At 33.1% G+C, this 25,794-nt stretch carries 21 protein-coding genes, 1 tRNA gene and 1 pseudogene; 11 read left to right on the plus strand and 12 right to left on the minus strand.

Annotated features, from left to right (window positions below; translation table 11 throughout):
- Positions 1-33: 33 nt before the first annotated feature.
- The 5 genes from FN795_RS07560 to FN795_RS07580 form a co-directional block, all read right to left on the minus strand.
- Positions 34-471: a retropepsin-like aspartic protease gene (locus FN795_RS07560; protein WP_142450069.1), complete on the minus strand. Its 438-nt coding sequence runs from the start codon at positions 469-471 to the stop codon at positions 34-36.
- Positions 423-3,083 (minus strand): CHAT domain-containing protein, encoded by a 2,661-nt coding sequence (locus FN795_RS07565; protein WP_142450070.1) that lies wholly within the window; start codon positions 3,081-3,083, stop codon positions 423-425. Before FN795_RS07565 ends, FN795_RS07560 begins: the two co-directional genes overlap by 49 nt.
- A 31-nt stretch (positions 3,084-3,114) precedes the next feature.
- The gene (locus FN795_RS07570; protein WP_142450071.1) at positions 3,115-5,067 is read right to left on the minus strand and encodes a PKD domain-containing protein; all 1,953 of its coding nucleotides are present in this window, start codon (positions 5,065-5,067) and stop codon (positions 3,115-3,117) included.
- A 111-nt stretch (positions 5,068-5,178) separates the two neighbouring features.
- Positions 5,179-6,162 carry a hypothetical protein gene (locus tag FN795_RS07575; protein ID WP_142450072.1) on the minus strand — a complete coding sequence of 328 codons (984 nt, stop codon included), beginning with the start codon at positions 6,160-6,162 and terminating at the stop codon, positions 5,179-5,181.
- Between the two features lie 187 nt (positions 6,163-6,349).
- Positions 6,350-6,649, minus strand: coding sequence for a hypothetical protein (locus FN795_RS07580; protein ID WP_142450073.1), 300 nt, complete (start codon positions 6,647-6,649; stop codon positions 6,350-6,352).
- Positions 6,650-6,775: 126 nt separating this feature from the next.
- Between FN795_RS07580 and FN795_RS07585 the strand changes: the two genes are divergently transcribed.
- From FN795_RS07585 to FN795_RS07615, 7 genes are all read left to right on the plus strand, one after another.
- Positions 6,776-7,357: an RNA polymerase sigma factor gene (locus FN795_RS07585; RefSeq protein WP_035646154.1), complete on the plus strand. Its 582-nt coding sequence runs from the start codon at positions 6,776-6,778 to the stop codon at positions 7,355-7,357.
- A 6-nt stretch (positions 7,358-7,363) separates the two neighbouring features.
- Positions 7,364-8,086: a tetratricopeptide repeat protein gene (locus tag FN795_RS07590; protein ID WP_142450074.1), complete on the plus strand. Its 723-nt coding sequence runs from the start codon at positions 7,364-7,366 to the stop codon at positions 8,084-8,086.
- A 112-nt stretch (positions 8,087-8,198) separates the two neighbouring features.
- Entirely contained in the window at positions 8,199-9,845 is a 1,647-nt protein-coding gene (locus tag FN795_RS07595; protein ID WP_142450075.1) for a S41 family peptidase, read from the plus strand.
- A gap of 24 nt (positions 9,846-9,869) precedes the next feature.
- Positions 9,870-11,534 carry a S41 family peptidase gene (locus tag FN795_RS07600; RefSeq protein ID WP_142450076.1) on the plus strand — a complete coding sequence of 555 codons (1,665 nt, stop codon included), beginning with the start codon at positions 9,870-9,872 and terminating at the stop codon, positions 11,532-11,534.
- A 193-nt stretch (positions 11,535-11,727) separates the two neighbouring features.
- Positions 11,728-12,507 (plus strand): TatD family hydrolase, encoded by a 780-nt coding sequence (locus FN795_RS07605; protein WP_142450077.1) that lies wholly within the window; start codon positions 11,728-11,730, stop codon positions 12,505-12,507.
- 63 nt (positions 12,508-12,570) lie between these two features.
- Positions 12,571-13,707 carry a 1-acyl-sn-glycerol-3-phosphate acyltransferase gene (locus FN795_RS07610; protein WP_142450078.1) on the plus strand — a complete coding sequence of 379 codons (1,137 nt, stop codon included), beginning with the start codon at positions 12,571-12,573 and terminating at the stop codon, positions 13,705-13,707.
- On the plus strand, positions 13,697-14,725 hold the full coding sequence (locus tag FN795_RS07615) for an asparaginase (RefSeq protein ID WP_035646142.1): 1,029 nt from the start codon (positions 13,697-13,699) through the stop codon (positions 14,723-14,725). Before FN795_RS07610 ends, FN795_RS07615 begins: the two co-directional genes overlap by 11 nt.
- A gap of 167 nt (positions 14,726-14,892) precedes the next feature.
- On the opposite strand, the gene FN795_RS07620 is transcribed toward FN795_RS07615, so the two are convergent.
- Positions 14,893-16,128 carry an MFS transporter gene (locus FN795_RS07620; protein ID WP_142450079.1) on the minus strand — a complete coding sequence of 412 codons (1,236 nt, stop codon included), beginning with the start codon at positions 16,126-16,128 and terminating at the stop codon, positions 14,893-14,895.
- A 90-nt stretch (positions 16,129-16,218) separates the two neighbouring features.
- On the opposite strand from FN795_RS07620, the gene FN795_RS07625 reads away from it, so the two are divergent.
- The 3 genes from FN795_RS07625 to FN795_RS07635 all read left to right on the plus strand — a co-directional run bounded on the left by FN795_RS07625 (position 16,219) and on the right by FN795_RS07635 (position 17,896).
- Positions 16,219-17,088 carry a LysR substrate-binding domain-containing protein gene (locus FN795_RS07625; protein ID WP_142450080.1) on the plus strand — a complete coding sequence of 290 codons (870 nt, stop codon included), beginning with the start codon at positions 16,219-16,221 and terminating at the stop codon, positions 17,086-17,088.
- Positions 17,089-17,144: 56 nt separating this feature from the next.
- A tRNA-Ser gene (locus FN795_RS07630) sits at positions 17,145-17,231 on the plus strand.
- Between the two features lie 74 nt (positions 17,232-17,305).
- A complete protein-coding gene (locus FN795_RS07635) occupies positions 17,306-17,896 on the plus strand; it encodes a hypothetical protein (RefSeq protein WP_142450081.1) in 591 nt (196 codons plus the stop codon).
- A 39-nt stretch (positions 17,897-17,935) separates the two neighbouring features.
- Here FN795_RS07635 and FN795_RS07640 read toward each other — a convergent pair whose 3' ends face one another.
- From FN795_RS07640 to FN795_RS07665, 6 genes are all read right to left on the minus strand, one after another.
- Positions 17,936-19,039: a sensor histidine kinase gene (locus FN795_RS07640; protein WP_142450082.1), complete on the minus strand. Its 1,104-nt coding sequence runs from the start codon at positions 19,037-19,039 to the stop codon at positions 17,936-17,938.
- A 195-nt stretch (positions 19,040-19,234) separates the two neighbouring features.
- Complete coding sequence (locus FN795_RS07645; RefSeq protein ID WP_142450083.1) at positions 19,235-20,194, minus strand: nitrilase family protein; 960 nt, start codon at positions 20,192-20,194, stop codon at positions 19,235-19,237.
- A gap of 69 nt (positions 20,195-20,263) precedes the next feature.
- Entirely contained in the window at positions 20,264-21,085 is an 822-nt protein-coding gene (locus FN795_RS07650) for an AraC family transcriptional regulator (RefSeq protein WP_142450084.1), read from the minus strand.
- A gap of 203 nt (positions 21,086-21,288) precedes the next feature.
- A complete protein-coding gene (locus FN795_RS07655; RefSeq protein ID WP_142450085.1) occupies positions 21,289-22,050 on the minus strand; it encodes an SGNH/GDSL hydrolase family protein in 762 nt (253 codons plus the stop codon).
- A gap of 66 nt (positions 22,051-22,116) precedes the next feature.
- Entirely contained in the window at positions 22,117-22,899 is a 783-nt protein-coding gene (locus tag FN795_RS07660; protein WP_142450086.1) for a DUF3050 domain-containing protein, read from the minus strand.
- Between the two features lie 85 nt (positions 22,900-22,984).
- Positions 22,985-24,166, minus strand: coding sequence for an acyl-CoA dehydrogenase family protein (locus FN795_RS07665; protein WP_142450087.1), 1,182 nt, complete (start codon positions 24,164-24,166; stop codon positions 22,985-22,987).
- A gap of 918 nt (positions 24,167-25,084) precedes the next feature.
- Between FN795_RS07665 and FN795_RS21640 the strand changes: the two are divergent.
- Positions 25,085-25,252: pseudogene (locus FN795_RS21640) on the plus strand (tetratricopeptide repeat protein); the annotation flags it as partial.
- Positions 25,253-25,794: the final 542 nt, after the last annotated feature.

Raw genomic sequence — 25,794 nt, forward strand, 5'->3', positions numbered from 1 at the left:
AAGACGTAAAAATTTGAACCTAAAGTAAAACTTTCATTTTAAATACAAATAATGGTTATAATAATCAATTATTGCTTTTCCTTCTAATAAAACATCAGCGCCAATAATGCCATGAACTGGTTTTGCTTTGTGTGATTCCAATGCCTCATTTACATGTGAAAGATCAAAAATAACAATACTAAAATCTTTGCTTTTCCAGCTTCCTAATTGCAATTTATTTTCAGATGAAATTTGAGTTTTCATTCCTGTTCCACCCGCACCCGAAGCTTTGGTTTTTGATTTTTTTGCCGTTAGTTCAAAACGTTCAATGCTTTCAAAACCAACGCAGGAATTTGAAGCTCCGGTGTCTAAAATAAAATTTCCGGAAATGCCATTGATTTTGGCTTTTATACCAAGATGTTGTGTTCTGGTAAGGTTGAATTTTATTTTTTTGTAATTCTCTTTTTTGAGGTATTCGTGAAGATTTTCCATTTTTTATTCAGATTGAATATCAAAAATAAACCAATTAAGGCCAATAAACTAACAATATAATAGATATAATTTACTGATTTTTCCTCTGCCGAAAGCGAACCGTAATACACAAAAGAACTCCAATAATAAGGTGATTTCTTGGCATTCGGAATTGATTTATCGTTTAAATATTCCAGTTTTGCATTTGAATTGGCTTCAAAATAAGAAGCACCATTTTTACTATTTTTATAAAAATCAGCCATAAAAACCGAAGTCGTAAAATCATTTACTTTCCATAAAGAAAACAACAAATTCTGGGCGCCGGCAAACTGAAACCCTCTAGCAACGCTCATCGCGCCTTCGGCTTTGTACAATTTTCCAATTCCGGTTTCACAGGCACTTAAAACCACTAAATCGGGATTGATATGCAAATTATACAATTCAGAATAGAAGATTTCTTGATCATAAAATTTAATGCTCGCCGGAGTTTCAATATCGCCAGAAGAAGCGTGTGTACTCAAATGTAAAATAGAATAATTTGGTGCATTATTTTTGAAATTAGAAAATGTTGCATTCGAATTTTCTAAATATTTTCCTTTGAAATAACTTTTGATTGATTCCATTTCTTTCTTCGAATAACTCAACTCAAAAGCGGTTTTTTCGAAAACCGGAAAAATACCTAAAACCGTTTTTTCTGATTTCTGAATTGTTTTTGAATTCAAATAAATATTCGCAGAAGTGTTATAAGCAATCTTAAAATCATTGAGCAAATAATGCATTTTGGCAAAATTTGTCGTTTTTGATTCCCACGTAATCAGCGCTTCAAAAGGAAGAAAATTCAAAATTCCATCAGGAACAATGATGAGGTTTTGATACACGGTATTGCCAGGTAATTTTAATAAATCATAAGCCTTTTTTCCATAATGATTATAGCCCGAAATGTCATTTGTAATGGCATCTGCGCTATTAAAGTAATTTAGAAAAAACAGAATAGAAACTATTTTTCCATCACCAATAGGAACTTCGTCTAATGAAATTCGATTATTTTGTAAAATGAAATAATACAGTCTTTCAGCTCCCATAAAATAATAAATCATCATCGCTTTATCATTTTCCAATTTTTTGAACAATGCTTTTAAATCGCATTTTTCAGGAAGATAATCTTGTCTTTGAGATTGTATTTTCTTTAGCGAAAGCATCACTTCATTTTGCTTTTTTATAAGCTGGTTTATTTTTGAAATAGCGGCTAAATTTCCTTTTTGCTGTTCTTTTAAAATGGCATTATTTAAATTTTGAATTCCCTGTAAAAGCTGTTTTTCTTCTGCGGAAGCATTTTTAATATTTGAACGATAACGTTGCAAAATTCCCGATTTAGTTCTTTCAGACAATTGAAAAGCTTCGTTTAGATATTCGACTTTTCCTTCCTTTTCATATAAATTATTATAGATTGAAATGCACTTTTCAGTTCGGTTTCGAGATCGTATTTGCGAGATGATTTTTGAGTTTTCATAAACTAATGAATTCATCAATAAATCTTCAATGTAAAAAGAAAGTTCAAAAGATTTTAAAGCTTTTTTGGGTTGCTTTATTTCCAGCATTTCAGCCTCTAAATCGAGCGCATCAATTAAAACGGTTTCTGCATACAATTGGTTTTGATTGGGAAGAAAATTACTCGAATCATAATCTGGAATCAGAGTTTTAAAAACTGCCGAAATCTGTTTTTTGCTTTCTTCATATTTTCGTTCATCAAAAAGAAGTAAAGCTTTTTCATAATAGAGTTTTGCAAGTTTTCTCGGTTGCTGATTTGCTGTTTTTAAAAGTAGTTTTTCGGCTTTTTCTAAATAGGAATTGGCCATTTCGTAGTTTTGTCTTTGACGATTAAGAACCGAAAGATTTCGGTAAGAATTTGATAAAGTTTCGGTTTGCTCTTTTTCGTTTTCTAAATATTTTATTGAAGATTCAAATGCTTTTGTTGCAATTTGATGAATTTCGGGACGCATTAAACTTCCTGCGGAACTTAATAAATAATTGTTTCCTAGATTATTCAGTAAAATCCCTTTTTGGGAATTTGATAATTGAGTTGTTTTTAAAGTGTTTTCCAAAAGCTCGATCGCCAAAGAAATCTTGCCAGAATTTTGATAAACATTTGATAAATTTAAAATTGCTGCAAACTTTTGCCTTTGCGCATCAGGATAATTTTTAGAAGTATTTACAATAAAAAAATACTGTTTTATGGTATTTTCGGCATTGTCATAATCGCCCAAAACCGTATATAAATTGCCAAGCGGTTTTAAACAGAATTCAATTATATCGTAATTAGAAAGTTTGTTTTTCTGATAAATCTGCCAGGCTTTTTCATAACTCGAAATGGCTTTTTGTGTTTGCCCAAATTGGTTTTCGTAATACGCTTTATTGCAGTTTAGAACGACAATTGCTAATAATTCATCTTTGGTTTTTGGTTTGGGATTTTTCCAAAAATCAGTTTCAGTGTCGGTTAAATTTTGCAACGCTTTCGCGGAAGGATGAGCAACAAAAACATCAACAGCGTTATATATTTTATCTTCCTGATTTTGCCCAAAAATAGTTAGGCTCAGAAAAAAGAAAATTAAGCTATATAAGCGATGTAAGTTCATATTAAAGGTTGTGTATCTCTGCAGTGTAATCTTAAAACTTCCAAATTCCGTAAAGCTGAATATAATTGAAATTCTGTTCAAAATTAATCACATAACGCGCACCCAAACTCGGACCAATTCTGGCAAAACCAGCCGTTAAATCAAACAATAATCCGGTTTTAAAATCTGTAAAGGAATTTTTAACGGTATTTGATGTTGTTTTGGAGTCAATTAAAAAATTTCCCTTGTCTCCTTCGTAAAGATCAGTTTGAATGTTTTGATTTTGCTCCGAAGAAATATTTACATTGAATTGAACTCCGGCTCCAATTCCAATGTAATTATTAATATTATACCGAATCAAAACAGGAATTTCCCAATTAATATTTTTGTTTTCTGTTGACGTTGTTGTTCGTTGTAATTGTCGCACTCCGTTGGGGTTTGTCAAAAATTCTTCTTCGACTTTAACTTCACTATTGTATTGATTCAAAGCATTCAACCATTCAGCTTGCCAGTAAAAACGATATGATTTAAACGGAGAAATTGTCGCTCCCACAAAATAACTTGTTGATTTGTCCAAATCCGGATAAATATTGTAACCTGCTTTTGCGCCAATCGAAATTCCGGGCAAGAATCGGGTAGTGGCGTAATTGGTAATTATGGGTTCGTTTTTATCAAAAATAATCGCAGTTCGGCTTTTGGTTTTTACTTTATGAAAGTCTTCTGCAAACTTCATCGAATATTTTACAAAACCTTTTGTAGAATCTTTTTCCTGAACATTTTTCTGTTCGCTTCCCGGCAAATAGATATTCTTAAAAGTAAAAATAATTTGTTTTTGTTTGATGATAGTATCTAGACAGCTTACAGTTGGTTCTTCGCCTTTTGGGCAAATCGGGCATTCAGGATACATGCTTTCAATCTGAAAAGTCTTTTTATCGAACATATCCGGAACATCAGTTTCTAAACGAATTTTTCGCGCCGGACCTTCGCCATTGTTCTGAAAACGGGTTTTAAAATTTACTCGTTTAAAACGCACCAATCTGTAATTCATAAAACTTCCGTTCGATCCCATTTTGTTTGGATCATGAGAAGTCACAATTTCCATTTCGAGGTTTTTGATTTTATGGTTTTTATAACTTCTGTTCGGAACAAAAATTCCACGCATCGTAACCGTCGCGCTGGTATCTTTAATCATTTCCGGAGTAGTTTTAAACGTATAAAAAACATTGCGTGTTTCACCCGGATTAGCGTCATCAAATTCTAAAATCGAAACATTATGATACGTTTTATTGGCGTCTGATAAAGATGCGTCCAAATCTTCTTCAGCAGTTGTATCTCGGTAATTTTTACGTTTGATTGTATTTTCGGCGGAAGCCAAATAATTTTTAGAATCATCAATATCGTCAACTGAAGCTACGAGATTTTCTTTTACTTCGCGCTCATTCGCATAAGTTCTGAAATCGCTTAATTCGAAATTATTGTTTTTGAATTGTTTCTCATTATAAAACAAATACAGTTTTCCGTTTGCAACATAATTCTCCAGATTTTGATAACTTACTACAACTATCATTTCCTGATCAGGAATCGGATCACAATTCTTAATTATTGCAAAACCGTTTTGATCAGCAATTGATGCAATGTCTTTGTAACTATTGTCTGTAATATCATTTACGGCCACTTTTTTAGGACGTGTTGCCGGAGGTTTTCCGTTGTCATAATTGTTGGTTACGGCAAGGCGCGTGGTGTAAGTTCCTTTGTTTTTATAAACATGTTTGGGTTCTGCTTCTTTGCTATAATGGCCGTCACCGAGTTCCCACAAATAAGAATAACTGGGTTTTGGAGCACCTGCAATCGGAATTAAAGGCGGCGTTTCAGGCTTGAAATTTACAGCATTTCCGTTCTGGATAAAACCAATATTGGCTCGTCGGGTTATGGTGTCTTTTACTTTGGTTTGACCTATCGAGAGAATAGAGAAGAGAATAAAGAAAATAGACAGTTGTGGCTTCATAACTAGATAGTTTTGGGTCTTAAAATCTTCAGAATCAATTTTAAAACAGGATTAAATGTAAAAAAAAGTGATGAGCAAATCACCACTTTTTCTTAAAAAAGCATTTCTAAGTTATTGGATAGCATTAATTGCAGCTACCAATTGCGCTTCTGTACCGACTATTGTTTCGGCAAGAGTAAAGGTGTAAATATCGTTGGCAGCAACAGTTACAGCTTTGATCGCATATCGCCATTGACCATTGTCTTCGGTAACAAAAATCACGTGGCATTTTAGACCAATCGGGATTTGGCCATAATGTTCGCTGAATAATCCTGCAGCGGTATAAGTATCTAATTTTGCAAGTGCATTGTTTCCTTCGCCGTCATATGACAAATAAATTGCACTATTGTTGTTGTCGTAACCATCAGGAGCATCGGCAAGAATTGTAGTTTTTGGTCTTGGATCGCTATAAAAACGATCTACGTTTGTCCATCCAAAGTTTCCAAAAGTGACATAATAATTGTTTCCTTCACCTTGAACGCCGCCTTTTCCGTTTGCTCCGTCAGCTCCGGCTTTTGCTTCTCTCCAGGCTAATTCTCCAGCATCATCAACTACGCCAGTCCATAAAGTCATTGCATTGTCTAAGCCATCAGTTAAAGTAGTCGGAACAATCATGCTCATCGAACAAGAAGTTTGAAGTTCAACACCGCCCTGAGTTGCTTTGATGAAGAATTCTCCGCCAGAAATTAAAAGGTTTTTCTTTCCGTCAGCAGTAATTCCCATTGTTGGTTTGTTGGTAATCAACATATTTCCTTTATCAAAAAGCTCGATATATTCAATGTCGATTTGTCCTGTTACAGCATTTCCGTTTTTAGTTAAACAGTTTCCGTTGATGTTAAGTTTAACGCCTTTTGCCGAAGTTATTGTAATTGTTCCGGTTCCGGCAGTTGCAGTAAATTTTTGTGTATTTCCCTTAACTCCTTTTTCACTGATGCTTTTAAAAGTAGCCGAAGTTGGCGGTGTAATTTTAATGTCGTCTCCGTCGCTGTTGTCGCAGCTTACTAAAGTGATTACTAGTAAAAATAATAGACTGATAGTTTTAAATTTTGTGTTCATGATTTCTAGTTTTTAAAAATCTGTCTTGAATGTTTCAAGTGGTTTTCAGATTTTGGTTGTTATTTACATTCTTATATCAATTTGGGTTTGATATTGTTACCCTTGTTTTCAAAATATTTTTTCAGACTTGTATAACACTATATCAATTCGGTTTAAAATTTGTTACCCCTGTTTTTTATTTTTTTATTTAGGCCGATAAACATATGTCTTCAAAAAGGTTTCCATCTTCGTCAACAGCCAGCAGAATGTTTTGCTTCCGCGAAAGCGAAACAATTAAATACAGCCAGACAATTGCCCAAAGCCCGAATGTGATGCAGGTCAAAAAGAGATGAAAAGAATGTTTGATGGCTTTTTTTTCTTTGGATAAAACAACATACGGCAGTTTTTCATTATGCTCGATCACAACAAAACCATTTCGTTTTTTGGCCGAAATCATTTCGTAAAACTGATCTAGACTTTTTTCTTTAGTAAATTGATACGTTTCCATTCCTTTTAATTTTTTTGGTTTAAAAGAGTATTACAGCTTTATATCAAATTGATTTTGTAATTGTTACCCTGTATTTTGAAATTATTTGAGATTCTTTTTTAACTTTAACTAATCAAAAGTTTTTTTATGGAGAAAATTAAAATACATCATGACCAAATGTATATTGACGGACTTGCAGCAAATGATTCGGTGATTATTGAATCTATTTATAAAAAGTTCGTTCCCAAAGTGGTTTTTTTCGTTCTGAATAATTCAGGCGACAGAGATCAGGCGCAGGATATTGTTCAGGAGGTTATGATCTTGCTTTACAATCAGGCGAAAGCTGGCACTTTAAAGTTGACTTGTCCTTTTGATGCCTACTTTTTTCTATTATGTAAAAGAAAGTGGCTTAACGAATTCAAAAAAATTTCAAACAAAGGGGTAACAATTCATGAAGATGTGGTATCTATAAATGAATCTGCACTTGAATTAATAGCTCAAACTGAGGAATTTGATGAAAAACAGCAACTTTTTGATACTATGTTTCAAAAATTAGGAGATAAATGCCAAGAATTGCTGAAGCTGAGTTTTTCTGTTAAATCAATGGAAGAAGTTGCCGAAAAACTAAACGTAACTTATGGTTATGTGCGCAAGAAAAAATCGTTGTGCATTGGGCAGTTAACACAGTGGATTCAGGAAGCAAAAAATTTTAATTCTCTAAAAAAATAATTAGCCATGAACGAAGAACGCTATATATTATTCGATCAATACCTTGAAGGCGAACTGGCTGTCGAAGAAAAAAATGACTTTGAAAAACAATTGACAGAAGACGCTCAATTTGCTTCAGAATTTGAAACTTTCAAATCAGTACAGCTTCAATTACAAAATAAATTTGGTTTTGAAGAAGAAAGAGAAGCATTTAAAGAAAATCTGAATCAGATTGCGGAAGAATATTTCAATAAAAAACCAAAAGTCATTGGTCTTAAACCTTGGTATTTTGCTGCTGCTGCATCTGTTGCAGTTTTGTTCGGACTTTTCTTTTTTAATTACAACCAATATCCGGCTTTCGCAGATTATAACCATCCCGAGCAAGCTTCTTTTGCTGAAAGAGGAAGCGAAGATGGTCCTTTAAAAAATGCTGAAAAAGAATTTAATGCGAAAAGATATTCATTAGCAATTCCGCATTTTGAAGCAGTTCTGGCAAAAGGAAAAACACCAGAAATTCAATTTTATTATGGCGTTTCACTTTTAGAAGAAAGTCATTATTTAAAAGCCGAAGCCGTTTTTGATGAATTGAAAACAGGAAATTCGGTATATAAAGAAAAAGCAACTTGGTATCTGGCGTTGTCTAAATTGAAACAACGCGATTATGAAGGATGCAAAAAAATATTGCAGGGTATTTCAGAAGATTATGAAGATTATGACGAAGTTCAATTGCTTTTGGATGAATTAGATTAATAAAAAAAACTGCATTTACGTAAAACCGTAACCGAATTTGGAATTTTAGTTCTAAATTCGGTTTTCTTTTTTAAAGAAACAGCCCAAAAATCTATCCAAATTTGAACCTAAAATGCAAAGAATTACTGTATTAGTACTTGTTTTATTTTCTCAAACCATTTTCAGCTCGGCAAAAATCACCGAAACCGAAAAATTGGTCGCAACCTGTAAAGTCTGGGGTTTCTTAAAATATTATCATCCAGAAGTTGCGGGAGGAAAAACGAATTGGGACAACCAGCTTTTAGAAAAATTGCCTAAAATAGAAAAAGCACAAACCAAAGAAGAGTTTTCATTAATTCTCGAAAACTGGATTGACGAACTTGGTCCGGTAAAAGAAATTGCGCCAATTCCTGAACCAAAAGGCGTTAAGTTCTTTGATAAAAACTTTGATTTAAGCTGGATTAACAGTAATAAACTGTTTTCAAAAAAGCTTTCTAAGAAACTCAAATTTATTGAAGAGAATAGATTTCAAACGACTGAAGAAATTGGCCCCGGATATAATCCTCTAAAAAATGGGGATTATTTTAATCTTAAGTTTGAGAATAAAGACTCAAGAATATTATGGATGTTTATGTATTGGAATTTGATCGAATATCGTTTTCCATATAAATATGTAATGGATCAGAAATGGGATATCACTTTAGATAAAACGCTTCCTCTCGTTCTTGATGTAAAAAACGAAGATGAGTTTTTCGAAGTTATAAGGAAAATGTCATCAAAGTTGGATGATAGTCACGTTGAATTCGTTATTTATAGTAATAAAAAATATGAAGGAGGCGGAAAGTTTTTTCCAGCAAATTGCAAAATAATTGAGGACAAAATAGTTGTTACTGAAATTTTAGCGGACAGTCTTGCACAAGCAGATGATATAAAAGTGGGAGATGTAATAACCAAAATAAATGATAAAACAGTAAAAGAGTTAATTACAGAATATAGAGATTTGTTTTGTGCGTCTAATGAGCCTTTTTATTTAAAGAAGGTACTTAGGGAAATTTTGGTTTCTGCTTCAGACAATGTAAAGGTTGAGTTTTTAAAAGAGGGGAAGTATACAACAAAAGCGATGGTTTGGCATAATTATCATGATTCACATCGCAATGAATTTAAAAAAGGAGCAAAGAAAAAGAAAGAAAAATTTAAGCTTTTAGACAACAATATTGGATATGTTGACATGGAAATACTAAAATCCGCAAATGTTCCCAGTATGATTGAAGCATTAAAATCTACTAAAGCGATTGTTTTTGATTTAAGAAATTACCCTAAGGGAACGTATGCAGAAATAGCTAAATTTTTAAATGCGGAACAAAAAACTTTTGCAATTTATACGTATCCTGATTTTAGTTATCCAGGAAGATTTTATTGGACAAAAGGATCAGTGTGTGGTTCTGAAAATAAGGAAAATTACAAAGGGAAAGTTATTGTCTTGCTAAATGAAGATTCTTTAAGTCAGTCAGAATGGACAGCAATGTGTTTTCAAACGGCAGGTAATACAACAATTATTGGTAGTCAAACTGCTGGTGCAGATGGAAATGTAACAGAATTAGATTTTAAAGGATTTCATACTAGATATTCAGGAATTGGCGTTTACTATCCAGACGGAAGAGAAACCCAAAGAATCGGAATTGTTCCAGATATTGAAGTAAAACCAACAATAAAAGGAATTCAGGAAGGAAAAGATGAGGTTTTAGACCGCGCTTTGGCATTTATTGAAACCGGAAAATAATCATCAATGTAACCTATAATCGCAATGCAAAAGATTATCCTGTTCTTTCTTGTTTTATTTTCTCAAACCATTTTCTGCACAACAAAAATCACGGAAACTGAAAAGTTGGTCGCGATCTGTAAAGTCTGGGGTTTCTTGAAATATTATCATCCAGAAGTTGCGGGAGGAAAAACGAATTGGGACAATCAGCTTTTAGAAAAACTTCCTAAAATAGAAAAAGCACAAACGAAAGATGAGTTTTCATTGATTCTGGAAAACTGGATAGATGATCTTGGTCCGGTAAAAGAAATTGCACCAATTGCTCCGCCGAAAGATGTAGAATATTTTGACAAGAACTTTGATTTAACCTGGATAAACAACAATAAATTGTTTTCAAAAAAGCTTACGAAGAAATTAAGATTTATAGAACAAAATAGATTTCAAGGAGAACAATTCTACGTTTATACTGGAGAAGGTGCTGGAAATATTCTTTTGCAAAATGAAAGTTTTGAACATCCTGATTTTACGAATAAGAATTCAAAATTGAGAATGGTATTCATGTACTGGAATTTAGTAGAATATTTTTTTCCGAATAAATATTTAATGGATCAGAAATGGGATTTAACTTTAGAAAAAATAATACCTCTTGCGATCCAATCTCAGAATTACGATGATTTTTATTTAGTAATGAGGAGATTAGTTTCAAGAATTAATGACAGTCATACAGAGTTTTATTTATATCCTTCGCCTTCAGCCGTTCGTAAACAGAGGTTGTTTTTTCCCGCGAAAGGAAGAATTATTGAAGAGAAATTGGTCGTTACAGAAATTTTGGGAGATAGTCTCGCGCAAGCTGATGATATAAAAATTGGGACAATAATCACTAAAATAAATGATAAAACGATAAAAGAGATTATTTCAGAAAATAGAGAATTAATTTGTGCATCAAATGAAGCTTCATATTTTGATAAAGTAGTTGAGAAAATTTTAAGTAGCTATTCAGATACTGTGAAAATAGAGTTTCTTAAAGACAATAAATATATTACCAAAACAATGACATGGTTTGATTATCATGATTCTCACAGAAATGAATTTAAAAAAGGAGCAAGGAAAAAGAAAGAAAAATTTAAATTATTAGATAATAATATTGGTTATGTTAATATGGGAATAATAAAAATCACAAATATTCCCGATATGGTTGATGCCCTAAAAAATACCAAAGCTATTGTTTTTGATATGAGAAATTACCCTAACGGTACTTTTGAAGAAATATCAAAATTTTTAAATCCTCATGAAAAGAAATTTGCTATTTACACAATTCCAGATTTAAGTTATCCAGGAAGATTTAAATGGACCAGCGGAAGTGACAGCGGTTTTGAGAATAAGGATAATTACAAGGGAAGAGTAATTATTTTACTTAACGAAAAAACGCAAAGTCAAGCAGAATGGACAGCAATGTGTTTTCAAACATCAGGAAATACTACCATAATTGGAAGTCAGACCGCTGGAGCAGATGGGAATATATCTATTTTTGATTTTAAAGGGTTTAATACACAGTTCTCAGGAATTGGAGTATTTTATCCAGATAAAAGAGAAACACAAAGAATCGGAATTGTTCCAGATATTGAAGTAAAACCAACAATAAAAGGTATTCAGGAAGGAAAAGATGAGGTTTTAGACCGCGCTTTGCTTTTTATTGAAACCGGGAAGTAAAAATTGTTTGTCGTACTGAGGAACGAGGGATCGCACGAGCTGATCGCGAGAAAAATTGGGGGTTTTCTTTGTGAAGCTTCTTGTGAGATCCTTCGTTCCTTAGAATGACAAAAAACACTTTCATTCGTGTCTCAACCACGAAATTGCTATTCTTTTAATATTGTCGTAATTTTGGCACTTTAAAATTACAGACTTGAATTCAACACCCATTATTACCGATACCCACACGCATTTATATTCTGAGGAATTTGATCAGGATCGTGACGAAATGATTCAACGCGCTATTGATGCCGGAATTACACGTTTTTTTATTCCTGCAATCGATGCTGCTGCAACACAGTCTATGTACGATTTGGAGAAAAACTATCCTGAAAATATCTTTTTAATGATGGGACTTCATCCTACTTATGTAAAAGATAATTATCTAGAAGAACTTGCGCATGTTGAAACTGAATTATCAAAAAGAAAATTTTACGCTGTGGGCGAAATCGGAATTGATTTGTATTGGGATAAAACACATTTGAAAGAGCAGCAAATTGCTTTTAAAAGACAAATTCAGTTAGCAAAACAATACAAACTTCCTATTGTAATTCACTGTAGAGAAGCCTTTGATGAAATCTTTGATGTTCTTGAGGAAGAAAAATCTGATGATTTATTTGGGATTTTTCATTGTTTTTCCGGAACTTTAGAGCAAGCGGAACGCGCGATTTCTTACAATATGAAGTTGGGAATCGGTGGAGTTGTCACTTTTAAGAACGGAAAAATCGACCAGTTTTTAAGCCAAATTGATTTAAAACATATCGTATTAGAGACAGATTCGCCATATTTAGCGCCAATTCCATATAGAGGAAAACGAAATGAAAGTAGTTATTTAGTCAATGTTATTGCCAAATTAAGCGACATTTATGAAGTTTCTGCCGAAGAAATTGCAGTAATTACGACTCAAAATTCAAAAGACGTTTTTGGGATTTAACCCACGCCTTACAAAACTTTAATTTTTTTTTTGTTCTTTTGCCCACTTAAACCCAAATAAATAATGCAGAGATTTGATGCCATTCGACCGTTTTATGATTCCGAAATAAATGAAGCCCTTCATGATGTTGTAAATCATCCTATGATGAAAACCATGATGAACTTTACTTTTCCGGAAGTAGAAGATGAGGTTTGGAAGGATCAATTAAGAAAAACACATTCTATTCGTGATTTTCAATGCAATTTTATTTACAATACAATCCAAAAGGTTTTAGAAAAAAGCTCTGAAGGCTTAACGACTTCAGGTTTTGAAAAATTGGAACCAAATACTTCTTACCTATTCATCTCAAATCACAGAGATATTCTTTTGGATACTACTTTACTAAATGTTTGCTTGTTCGAACATGGTTTAGTAATGACAGCTTCAGCAATTGGAGATAATTTAGTAAAGAAAGCTTTTTTGGCAACTTTAGCAAAATTAAACAGAAACTTTTTGGTTTTAAGAGGATTAACGCCTCGTGAAATGCTGCAGAGTTCTAAATTATTATCGGAATATATGGGGCAATTATTGCTTCGCGAAAATCGTTCGGTTTGGATTGCTCAAAGAGAAGGAAGAACAAAAGACGGAAATGACGAAACCAATCCAGGAGTTTTGAAAATGATAGGAATGGGTTCTGATGAAGAAAATTTAATGAATTATTTTAAGAAACTGAAAATCGTTCCGGTTTCTATTTCTTATGAATATGATCCGACTGATGTTTTGAAAATGCCGCAATTAATGGCAGAAGCAAACAACGAAGTTTACGTAAAAGATAAAAATGAAGATTTCATGACCATTTTGAGTGGTATCATGGGAACTAAAAAACGAATACATATTTCTGTTGGCGATGTTTTAGACACAGAAATCGACCAGATTGTGGCTGAGAATGACAATGCAAACAAGCAAGTTCAGGCTTTGGCACAAACTATTGATGATGTGATTTTGAAAAACTATCAATTATGGCCAACTAATTTTATTGCTTACGATATTTTAAACGAAACAGACAAATTTGCTCACAAATACAAAGAGAACGAAAAACAGCTTTTTGAGCGTCGTTTAGAAATGAGAATCGGAAGCGATAACCCTGTTACAAGACAAGGATTTTTAGCCATGTATGCGAATCCTGTTGTCAATAAATTAAAATACCAAGATGTCATCTAAAGCTAAAATACTATTGATTTATACCGGAGGAACCATCGGTATGAGCAAAGATTTTGAAACTGGAGCGCTGAAAGCCTTCAATTTTGGTAAATTAATTCAGAAAATTCCAGAAATTAAACAATTGGACTGCGAAATCGAATCGATTTCATTTGAACATCCAATTGACTCTTCAAATATGAATCCTCAAATGTGGACAAAAATTGCCACAATGATTGAGGAAAATTATGCTTCTTTTGACGGGTTTGTTGTCCTTCACGGATCAGATACAATGTCGTATTCGGCTTCGGCATTGAGTTTTATGCTGGAGAATTTAGCCAAACCAGTTGTGTTTACAGGTTCGCAATTGCCAATTGGAGATTTACGTACCGATGCAAAAGAAAACCTGATTACAGCAATTCAGATTGCATCTCTTTTAGAGAATGGAAAACCGGTTATCACAGAAGTTTGTTTGTATTTTGAATACAAATTATACCGAGGTAATCGTACATCTAAAGTAAATGCGGAACATTTCAGAGCTTTTACAGCGCCAAATTACCCTGAACTGGTAGAATCTGGAGTTCATTTAAAATTAAATAAACATTTATTTCTTCCAGTAAATAAAGATGCAAAACTGATTGTTCATAAAAACTTAGACAATCATGTAGCCATCATCAAAATGTTCCCGGGAATGAGCGAAATTGTTTTGGCTTCAATTTTGTCAACTCAAGGTTTGCGAGGAATTGTTCTGGAAACTTACGGTTCAGGAAATGCACCAACCGAAGATTGGTTTTTAAATTTAATTGAAAAAGCGATCAAATCTGGAATGCATATCGTAAACGTAACACAATGTTCAGGTGGAAGCGTGAATATGGGACAATACGAAACAAGTACAGCCTTGAAATCTTTAGGAGTAATTTCGGGGAAAGACATTACTACAGAAGCCGCAATTACAAAATTGATGTATTTGCTTGGACATAATATTCCACAAAATGAGTTTAAAGATATTTTTGAGACAGCTTTGAGAGGCGAGATTTCGTAAAAAAACAAAAAGTTTACATAAAAACCTGTCGGGTATACTATATCCACAAAGTTTGTCATTTCGAGGAACGAGAAATCACACTCGTAAATCGACAAAGATTGACAGCATACTTTTGCGGAATTTTTAGTGTGATTTCTCGTTCCTCGAAATGACAAGATTGTCTATAATTAGGAATCTTTATAACGAACCGGGCAAGTTTCTAAATCTTCAGAAGTAGTATGTTTTTTATAATACACATAAACAATTACCGAAACAATACATATTATTCCTTGAATTGCAACGGTATTTCTTGTTCCAATAATGTGAGATACGTAACCAATGATCAAACTTCCCACAGGAATCATTCCCTGATAAGCCATTAAATAATAACTGATACTTCTGGAACGCATATTTACAGAGCTCTGTGTCTGAACATAAATGTTTATAGATGAGGTTTGCGCCATCATTCCTACGCCACTCAAAGCCATACAAATAAGCGCTATAGTCAAACTATTTGAGTAAGCAAGTATAATAATGCTGAAACCTAATAATAAGCTCGCAGCGATCATTATTTTATTCATATTGTCGGCTCTTTTAAGGTTCGCCAAATATATTGCTGATACAATTGAACCAATTCCGGCTGCACTTTCAAACCAACTGAAGGTTTGTGCATTTCCGCTAAAAATATCTTTGGCAAAAACTGGCATCAAAGTATTGAATGAAATAACGAACAAACTACTACACATTAGCATTAAAAGCATTCTTGCCATTTCGGTTTCTTTTTTGACATAATCTAAACCTTCAAGAAAATCATCAAGCATTTTGAATTTATCTTCAGCTTTGATGTGAGGCGTGATTTTCATCATTAAAAGAGAAACTAAAACCGGAATATAGCTCAGGAAATTTCCAATGAAACAAATGTCTTCACCATAATTGTGCAAAATAATTCCGGCAAGTGCTGGACCTGCAATTCGGGCGAAATTATTCAAAGTTGAATTTAAGGCTACTGCATTCGGCAAATCTTCTTTATTGTCGACAATGTCAATCATCATGGTTTGTCTGCAGGTCATGTCGAATGCATTTATGATTCCCTGAAAGAGACTTAATGCCAAAATAAAATTGATATTGTAGATTTTTAGATAAAGTAGCAAAGCTAAAGCCCCAGCCTGAAGCATGGCTAATGATTGCAATAAAATCATGGCTTTATGTCGGTCATATCTTCCGATAACACTTCCAGCCAATGGTGCAAGAAATAAAGACGGAATCATGCTTAAAAATGTAGCCAAACCTAATAAAAATACGGAACCAGTTATACTATAAACCATCCAGCTGACAGCGGTTTTCTGCAACCAGGTTCCGACAATAGAAACGGATTGTCCGTAAAAGAAGAGCTTGAAGTTTCTAGATTTTAATGCTTTAAACATGATTTGTAATATTTAATACAAAGGTCGGAATTATGATTACATTAGAAAAATTAATAATTTTACTTATAATAAGTATTTAAACTTATCAATATGGAATTATATCAACTTGAATATTTTATTAAAACGGCTGAAGTATTGCATTTTACAAAAGCAGCCGAATTGTGTTTTGTAACCCAATCCGGGCTTTCGCAGCAAATTAAAAAACTGGAAGAAGAGCTTGGTTTGCCTTTGTTTAAGCGAATTGGCAAAAAAGTGCAGTTGACAGAAGCGGGTTCTGTCTTTTTGATTCACGCCAAAAAAGTAGTCGAAAATGTAGAAAACGGAAAACAGGCAATAGAAGATTTAAATGAAATGATTGGAGGTGAACTGCGAATAGGCGTTACATATATTTTTGGTTTATTGATTCTTCCTGTTGTCAATGCATTTGCTAAAAAATATCAAAACCTTAAAATTGTGGTTGAATACGGGACTACAGAAGCTTTAGAACAAAAGCTTCTTGATAATCAATTAGATGTAGTTTTGGTTATTTCATCACATGAAATTGAGCTACCCATTCAGAAAATCCCTTTGTTTACCTCTCATATGGTTTTGGCAGTTTCGAGAACACATGTTTTAGCAACTTTAGATAAAATAGCTTTTAAAAAGATAGAAGAAATTCCGCTGGTTTTGCCCGGAAAAGGATCAAATTCAAGAGAATTCGTTGAAGAATTATTTCAAAAATTTAACATGAAGCCTAAAATCTCAATAGAGTTGCATTCGATACACGCATTATTGCAAATGGTAGAGAACAGTGATTGGGCGACAATTGTTGCTGAAATGGCTCTAAAAGGCTGGGATCAGCTAAAGGCGATACAAATTACAGGAGTGGCAACCAAAAGAGAAGCTTTTATGCTGACAATAGGGGGTTATCAAAAAAAAGCCGTAAAGCTGTTTATGGAAGAATTTAGAAAAAGCATTTAAGTTGCAGATTTTGTTTTTAAAAACCATTTTTTTTTGTGTTCTTTGCAGACCAACAAAGAAAGGTGTCCGAGTGGTTGAAGGAGCTAGCCTGGAAAGCTAGTATATGGGTAACTGTATCGAGGGTTCGAATCCCTTCCTTTCTGCTGAATTTCAAATTAAAACCTGTAGATTAATTTTTACAGGTTTTTTAATGTCTAAACCTTAACGTAAATTGTAAATGAAAAAAATCTTCTTACTAATAATTTTAGGAGTAAATTTAAATTTAAGCGCACAAAATGCGACCGCTGAAAAATCGATTTTCGGAGTGCAGACAGGATTTATAGGTCTTTGGGCTAACAATGAAAGCCAACTTGTAAATAACTTTGTATTAAGAAGCGAAATTGGAATTGAGCATGATATTGCAGTAGGAGATCAGTATGATGGTGCAGGTTTTATTTTTCAACCTGTGCTGACTTTAGAGCCGAAGTTGTATTACAATTTGAGTAAAAGAAGCCGTACCGGGAAAAATATATCAAAAAACAGCGGTAATTACGTATCATTAAAAACAAGTTATCACCCAGATTGGTTTGTATTGAATTTGGATGATAATATCACAAAAACAGCTGATTTAGCCATTGTTCCAACTTGGGGATTCAGACGTGTGGTTGGTGAACATTTTACTTACGAAGGAGGAGCAGGTCTTGGTTACCGAATCGTTTTCCTAAAATCGAATTATTATAACGGACATGCAACAAATGCAGATGGTAATTCGACAAACAGAAATCAATACACACCTTATTTTCATATAAGATTAGGATATACTTTTTAAAATAAATAAACCTCTTGCGATTTTTGCAGGAGGTTTTTTTTATAGTACTGGAATATAAATATCAAATTTGGCGCCATGGTTTAATTTGCCTTTTGCCGTAATGATTCCCTGATGGTTTTCTACAATCTTCTTTGCTATAGCAAGACCAATTCCAGTTCCCTTATATTCTGCTCTGCTATGAAGTTGCTGAAACATTTCGAAAACACGACTTTCAAATTGCTGTTCAAACCCAATACCATTATCGCTGATTGTTATATGACAGTAATCAGATGATGATGGAAGATTCTTTGTTTTTTGCTTGGTATAAATGCTTTCTATCGTAATACGAGGTATTTCTCCTTGTTTTGAAAACTTGAGAGAGTTACTTATCAAATTGCATATAAGTTGATGAAATTGTGATGGTATTATATAGGCACTGCAATTTCCGGATACTTTTACAATGGCTTTTTTTAGATCGATTTCTTCACTTAAATCTTCTATTACTTTATTTATGACTTCATTAATACTAACGTTTTCAAATTTCTTTTCGGTTACATTTGTGCGCGAGTACGTTAATAGATCATTTATAAGTCCTTGCATATGAGAGGCTGCGACTTCGATACGTTCTAAATAGAATTTCCCCTTATCAGATAAATTTTGGTGCTCATCGGTATTTATTCTGTCTGTAAAAACCTGGATTTTTCTTAAAGGCTCTTGTAAATGATGACTTGAAATATAGGTAAAAGCTTCAAGTTCATTATTTGTCAATATTAATTCAGTTGCTCGTTTTTCTTTTTCTTTATTTTGAAAAGTAAGTTCGGCATTAGCAATAACCAATTCTGCGGCACGTTTTTCTTTTTCCTGATTTTGATATGCCAGTTCAGTATTGGCGATAACAAGTTCGGCAGCTCGTTTTTCTTTTTCTTTGTTTTGGTATGCAAGTTCAGTGTTTGCTATAACTAATTCTGCGGCGCGATTTTCTTTCTCTTTATTTTGGTAAGCTAATTCGATATTAGCAATAATTAGTTCTGCGGCACGTTTTTTCCGCTCTTCTATTTGCTGGGAAAGTTTTTTATTGACGAACAATAATTCGTCATTATGATTTGCTTTATTTTTTTCTGGAAGAGCAAAACCATCAGTAGGAATATTTTTTTTTTCGCTCATGTTTTCTATTGCATTTACTCAAATATAACCTAACTAAATTTAAAGTGTTTGTTTTAAATGTTATAAGTGTGTTTATAATAAAAAAACTAGCGTTATTACTGAAAACGCAAACCTGTTTATCGGTAAGTTTTTTCTTTCTTTTTTGTAATTAAAAATTTTGTTTTTAAGTGGTGAAAAATTTAGTTGTTTTTGATTTTATTCTTTTACAACTGGGTTCAGCCAAACAACATTTTGTTCTGATTGGTGATTTTGACCAATAATATCTTTGTACAATTCAGGCCTTCTAGCTTTTATATAGCGATTTCCTCCAGCCTGAATGCATTTTTCCGGAGTAATTACAGCCGTTGCGAATGAATCGTCAAAAGTTCTGCATTCTGCTAGAATATCTCCAAAAGGATCAATAATCATGGAGCAGCCGTTTTTTAATTGATCATCGTCCATTCCTATAGGATTTGAAAATATCGCATAAACTGCATTGTCATAAGCTCTTGCCGGAAGCCATTTCATTAACCAATCGCGGCCTTTCATTCCGTCAAATTCTAATCGCAAAGAAGTTGGATCTGTTTCGCGGTTTTCCCAAAGTTGAGGTGCAACAAAACCTGCGCCAGGTCGGGTAGAAGGAGTACACATTGTAACGTGAGGCATAAAAATAATATCGGCTCCTAAAAGTTTCGTCGCACGAACGTTTTCTATAATATTATTGTCATAGCAAATTAGAATTCCGCATTTCCAGCCTTCAATTTCAAAAATACAATAACGATCTCCAGGCGTTAAATACGGATTTATAAACGGATGTAATTTTCGGTATTTGGCCACTAAACCATTTTTATCTACACAAACATAAGCTTTGAATAGATTGTCATTTTCATCTTTTTCGAAGAGCCCGGCTAGTATTAGGATGTTATTTTTTTTGGCAATTTGAATCAATTTTAAAATACTTTCTCCGCTAGGAATTAGTTCTGCCAAGTCCAACATTTGTTCTTTTGATAAATTTCTTGCAAATGTATATCCAGTAATTGAGCATTCATGAAATGAAATCACATCGCAGCCTTCCTGAGATGCTTTTTGAGAAAGTTTTTCGATTACAGATAAATTATAGTTTTTGTCGCCGCTTTTATTTTCGAACTGAGCTGTGGCTATTTTTAGATTTTTCATATTGCATGCTATTAATTTCAGTCAAAAATAGCATCGGCAATATTTTAAAAATTGTACAAAACCGACATTTTAAAATGTCGAAGCATGAAATTTTTTTATAAGATTATTGGTTAATTTTCCGGTGTATAAGTATTCCTTCGGAGTTATTCCTGTATGTTTTTTAAATTCTTTTATTAAATGTGATTGGTCTGAAAACCCGGCATCGTAACAAATTGTTGTTAGATTAGTATCGTCGGTTTTGTCTTTTAATAATTTTAAGAAGTGATGCAGTCTTACAACATTACCAAACTTCTTTGGATTTAATCCGATGCATTCTTTGAATTTCCTTTCAAGATGTCTTTCAGTATAACCTGTGTGTTCAATCAATTGTTTTATAGAGAATTGACCTTTATTTGCGATGATAAAATCTAATGAATTATTTATTATGAACTGATTTGAAATCGGTTTAGAATTAATCATTGATCTAAAAAAATGATTTAAAAGTTCAATCCGCATTTGATTGTTTTGTTGAGATAATTTTTCCTGAAGTACAGTAATTTTTTGGTCAAATATATCTTCAACAGGAATAATAGCATCGTGAAATTCATTGGCTGGAATTTCTAATAATTGATGGATTCCGTTGGGCTGAAAGACAACAATGATTAACGTTATTTCATTCTCAGAATAAAGATCTTTAAAACCATTTAGTTGCCCGTATAAAAAAGAAGTTGGCAGATAATCTTTTGCATCAAATTTATTAATTCCGGAAATCAGTTTGCTTTTTACGGAGAATACAAGGCCAGTGTTGCCATCAGAAAACAGACGAAATTTTTGCACAGCAGTTTCTGTATTATCTAAAAAAAGATAATGTTTGATGTAAGGTGATAACTCTTTTGGAGGTGAAACTTGCATGAATTTAATCTATTCTGAGGCTAATCTGTTTTTGCTAAAGTAGGAATATTTTTCTCGAAAAAACAAAAAAATCTAGTCTAGCCCCGATAGAAGCGGTATCCTTTTATGGTCTCGTTTCTTTAACGAGACCATAAAAGATATAGCGGATAGCGGGACTAAACGTGTTTTGAAAACTGATTTTTCTGCTTCTAAAGATATAAATACTAATCCTGCAAAACCATTTTGACTTTCGGCAGCATTCGCTCAACAAACATTTTATAAGCAGTTTCAGAAGGATGAAGCCCATCTGAAGCTACTAAGCTTGGATTGTTAAGACCTTGTCTTGTAATATCAGTAATTGAAATAAATGCAACATTTTTTGTGATACAATAACGCTCCGCAAAAGAATTATAATTATTTAATTCGTTTGAAATTTTCATTCGGTTTTCATCCGTATAATTCTTGGTAAAGGGTGTGTAGGCGTAATCTGGAATTGAAAGAACAATTACATTTTTATTGTCGCCTTTTGCAAGCGCTATTGCTTTGTTGAGTAATTGCGGAAATTCTTTTTCATAAACCGAGAAATCCTGATGCTGATATTGATTATTTACACCGATTAAAAGTGTAACCAAATCATAATTGGAATCGGGATTTTGAGTGTTTATTGCCGAAATTAAATCACTTGTTGACCAACCGGTTTGGGCAATAATTTTTAATGAAAAAACAGTTTCGGTATAAATTGTTTGTAATTTGGTTTTGAGCTGTTCAGGATATCGGCAAGTTTCACAAACGCTTTGGCCAATGGTATAACTGTCACCTAAGGCGAGATACTTTATAGATGATGAAATTGGCGTAGTTGGAACTTCTGGCGTTGGCGGAGTTGTTGTCGGCGGAACTGTGGTATTCCCTGAATCTGATTGATCAGCGCTGCAACTCACAAATATTGAGAAGATAACAATAACTATTTGTTTGAAATGCAGTTTCATAATTTTGGGAAATTAGGGTTGTAAACATCTTAAACAAATAGTTACGTTAAATATTTGAATTCGGTTTTAGACCATTTCAGCTTTTAAAAGAATTTCTTCCTCAATGGCATTCCAAAGTCCGATTCGTTTTTCTAAGGCTAAAATGGAAACTTCTTCAACTTCTTTCCATTTTTGAGCATCGTCTTCGCACAATTCTGTAATCATTTTCATTGCCATTGGTCCGTGTTCGTCGGCATCAAGTTCAATATGTCTTTCAAAATAATAAAGCAATTTTGCTAAATCAACTTCTGGAAGATTTTTTTGAAAGTTTTTCAGGATTTCGGTAAACATACTCGGAATCAAATCTTCTCTTCCAAAAGTAAATGCTGCAGCGATTTGGTGTGGTTTTCCTTCTTCAATTACTCTAAAAGTAAAGTCTAAGAAGGATTTTACATCAGGATGAAGCGAACTTTGTTTGATAGCAACAAAAATATTGTGAAGCGAATGTACTTCGGCTAAAAATTTATTGATTCCAGTTGTATCAGCACCACAGTCTTCCATTGCTTCAAGATACATTTCGTAATGGCTTTGTCTTCTTCCGTCAATCGTTAAATCGGTCTCTTCTGCAAGAACAATTTCGTTGATTAAATATCTTGTTTCAGGGTTTTTTGTTGCGAACCAAGGTGTTGTTGTGCACGTAAGTTTGGCTTGTAAAGCTTTTAGCAATGACATAAAATCCCAAACAGCAAAAACATGATTTTCTAAAAAACTGTGCAAGTCATCAATGTTTTGAATTTTGCCGTATAAAGAGTGGTTTAAAAGCTGGTCTTTTTGAGGTTGAATGCTATTGTTTATAGTTTCAATATTCATTTATGTAAATTTTGCTGCAAAGATAAAAAGCTTCTCGATTAAGAGAAGCTTTTTAAATTGATTTTGTATATACTTTAATAATTGTTTATGATTTAAATGCTGGAATTCCAGTTACATCCATTCCGGTAATCAATAAATGTATGTCATGAGTTCCTTCATACGTGATTACACTTTCAAGGTTCATCATGTGACGCATAATTGAATATTCACCTGTAATTCCCATTCCGCCTAACATTTGTCTTGCTTCACGAGCTATTTCAATTGCCATATTAACATTATTACGTTTTGCCATTGAAATTTGAGCTGTTGTTGCTTTTCCTTCGTTTCTCAAAACACCTAAACGCCAGGTTAATAATTGCGCCTTTGTGATTTCAGTGATCATTTCAGCTAATTTTTTCTGCTGTAATTGTGTTCCTCCAATTGGTTTTCCAAACTGAATTCTTTCTTTAGCATATCTTAAAGCAGTATCATAACAATCCATCGCCGCACCGATTGCTCCCCACGCAATTCCGTAACGAGCTGAATCTAAACAGCCAAGAGGTGCGCCTAATCCAGATTTGTTTGGCAAAAGATTTTCTTTTGGAACTTTTACATTATCAAAAATTAATTCCCCTGTTGATGATGCACGAAGCGACCATTTGTTGTGCGTTTCAGGAGTTGTAAAACCTTCCATACCGCGTTCAACAATTAAACCGTGAATTCTTCCTTCTTCATTTTTTGCCCAAACTACAGCAATATCAGCAAATGGAGCGTTAGAAATCCACATTTTGGCACCATTTAAAAGATAATGATCGCCCATATCTTTAAAATTGGTAATCATACTTCCCGGATCAGAACCATGATCTGGCTCAGTTAAGCCAAAACATCCCATGAATTCTCCGGTTGCCAGTTTTGGCAAATATTTCATTCGTTGTTCTTCGTTTCCGTATTTCCAAATTGGATACATTACTAAAGAAGATTGTACAGATGAGGTTGATCGTACTCCAGAATCGCCTCTTTCGATTTCCTGCATAATCAAACCGTATGAAATTTGGTCTAAACCAGCACCGCCATATTCAACTGGAATATAGGGCCCGAAACCTCCAATTTCTCCAAGTCCTTTAATAATTTCTTTTGGAAATTCTGCTCTTTGTGCATACTCCTCAATAATAGGAGAAACTTCTCTTTTAACCCATGCGCGTGCCGACTCACGAACTAGTTTATGTTCGTCAGTTAACAAATCGTCAAGGTTGTAGTAATCTGGTGCTTGAAATAAATCTGGTTTCATTTTTGATATGTTTTACAAAAACAAATTTACGTAATAAAAATATAACAAAACAAAGCTAAATTGTTATATTTTTTTAATTTTGTTGTAAAATTAACAAGACTATGGCAAATAAATTTTAGTATATTGAAAATATATGCGTTATTTTTGGAATCCAAAAACAAATTAATGAGGCTAATCATCTCTTTTTTATTTTTTCTTGTTCTTAATACGAGTTTTGCCCAACAAACTCAAATTAGCGAACAGGAATACTTAGTCCTGCAAGACAAAATTCGATTCAGTTTTAATGACAATGTCGATCGAGGTCTTGCATATACTAGAGAATTGATGAAATCAAACGATAATAAGCACCTGGCATTTGCTAATGGTGCAGCTTGTTATTTGTACCAAATGAAGGGCAATATTCCTAAGTCTGACGAAAGTTATAAAAAAGCATTTCAGTATTTAGACAAAATGCCTGAATCTTCAGAAAAAACTAAACTCACAGCTTATCTTTATAATTTTCGAGGATTGACCGAATGGAAAAGAGGCAATTTAAGTGCTGCAATTGAAAATTATCAAAAAGGTATTAAGTTCTCTATTAAAGTTGAAGACGTTATTCAAATTGTTAAATTCAAAAGCAATATTGCAATTGTTAATGAACAGGTTGGAAATTATCAATTGTCTATTAAAAATTTAAGGCAAAACAACGATTTCATTGATAAAAATGAAAGGGTTTACGCAAGGGATCAGTTTCAAAATAGTAAAAGCAACATTAATTTGGATTTAGGTGGTTCTTACGAGGGCTATTTTATGAAAAATCAAGATAAAAAGTATTTGCTTGACTCGGCTGAGTATTTTTATAAAAAAGCCGTTACTTATTCTCAAAATTTCACTAGTAATAAAATTGCCGCTAAAATGAGTTTAGGGAATATTTACCTAATGAAAAGTGACAATAAAAATGCTGAAAAAATCTATTATGATATTTTGTTTTTGGCAAAGCAAAATAATTCGGAAAGCTTTTATCATACTGCTAATTATAATTTAGGAGACTTGTATTTTTATATGGGAAAATACGAGAAGGCTTTAGTTTGCTTAAAAAAAGTAGATTCTATTTCGTTGAAAAATAATACTTTGGATGAAAGTTTTTTGAAATCAAATTACCTTCAGGCTAAGATCTACAGCGCACTCAACAAACCAGAAGAAGCTTATAAACATTCTAAAATTTACTTGAATGCTTATGAAAAATCTCAGACAAAATTTAGAGACGAAGCTCAAGAAGTAAATTATAAATTAGGTGTAGAAGATTTGAGCGCGGAAATGCTTACTATTCAGGAAAAATATAAATACGACGTTTTAATAAGTAAAGCACTAAAAGTGTTTTATGTGCTTCTTGTTTTAGGAATTGTATTTTTTCTGATAAAAAACATTCGAGACAAGAATAAGGCGCATAAAAAAATGAATGCTTTAATTGAGGAGTTTAAAGCTAATTTGGAGAAAAAAGAAAATCCTCCAATTTTAGTAGAAGCTATTGAAAACTTAGAGACTGAAGAAATTCAGCTCAAAAAGGAAAATGCTAATTTAAGTATTGACGAAGCCAAGGAAAATAAAATTGTCGAAAAATTATTGGCGCTTGAAAATAAACTCGAATA

The sequence above is a fragment of the Flavobacterium resistens genome, assembly GCF_900182645.1.
Classification (GTDB): domain Bacteria; phylum Bacteroidota; class Bacteroidia; order Flavobacteriales; family Flavobacteriaceae; genus Flavobacterium; species Flavobacterium resistens.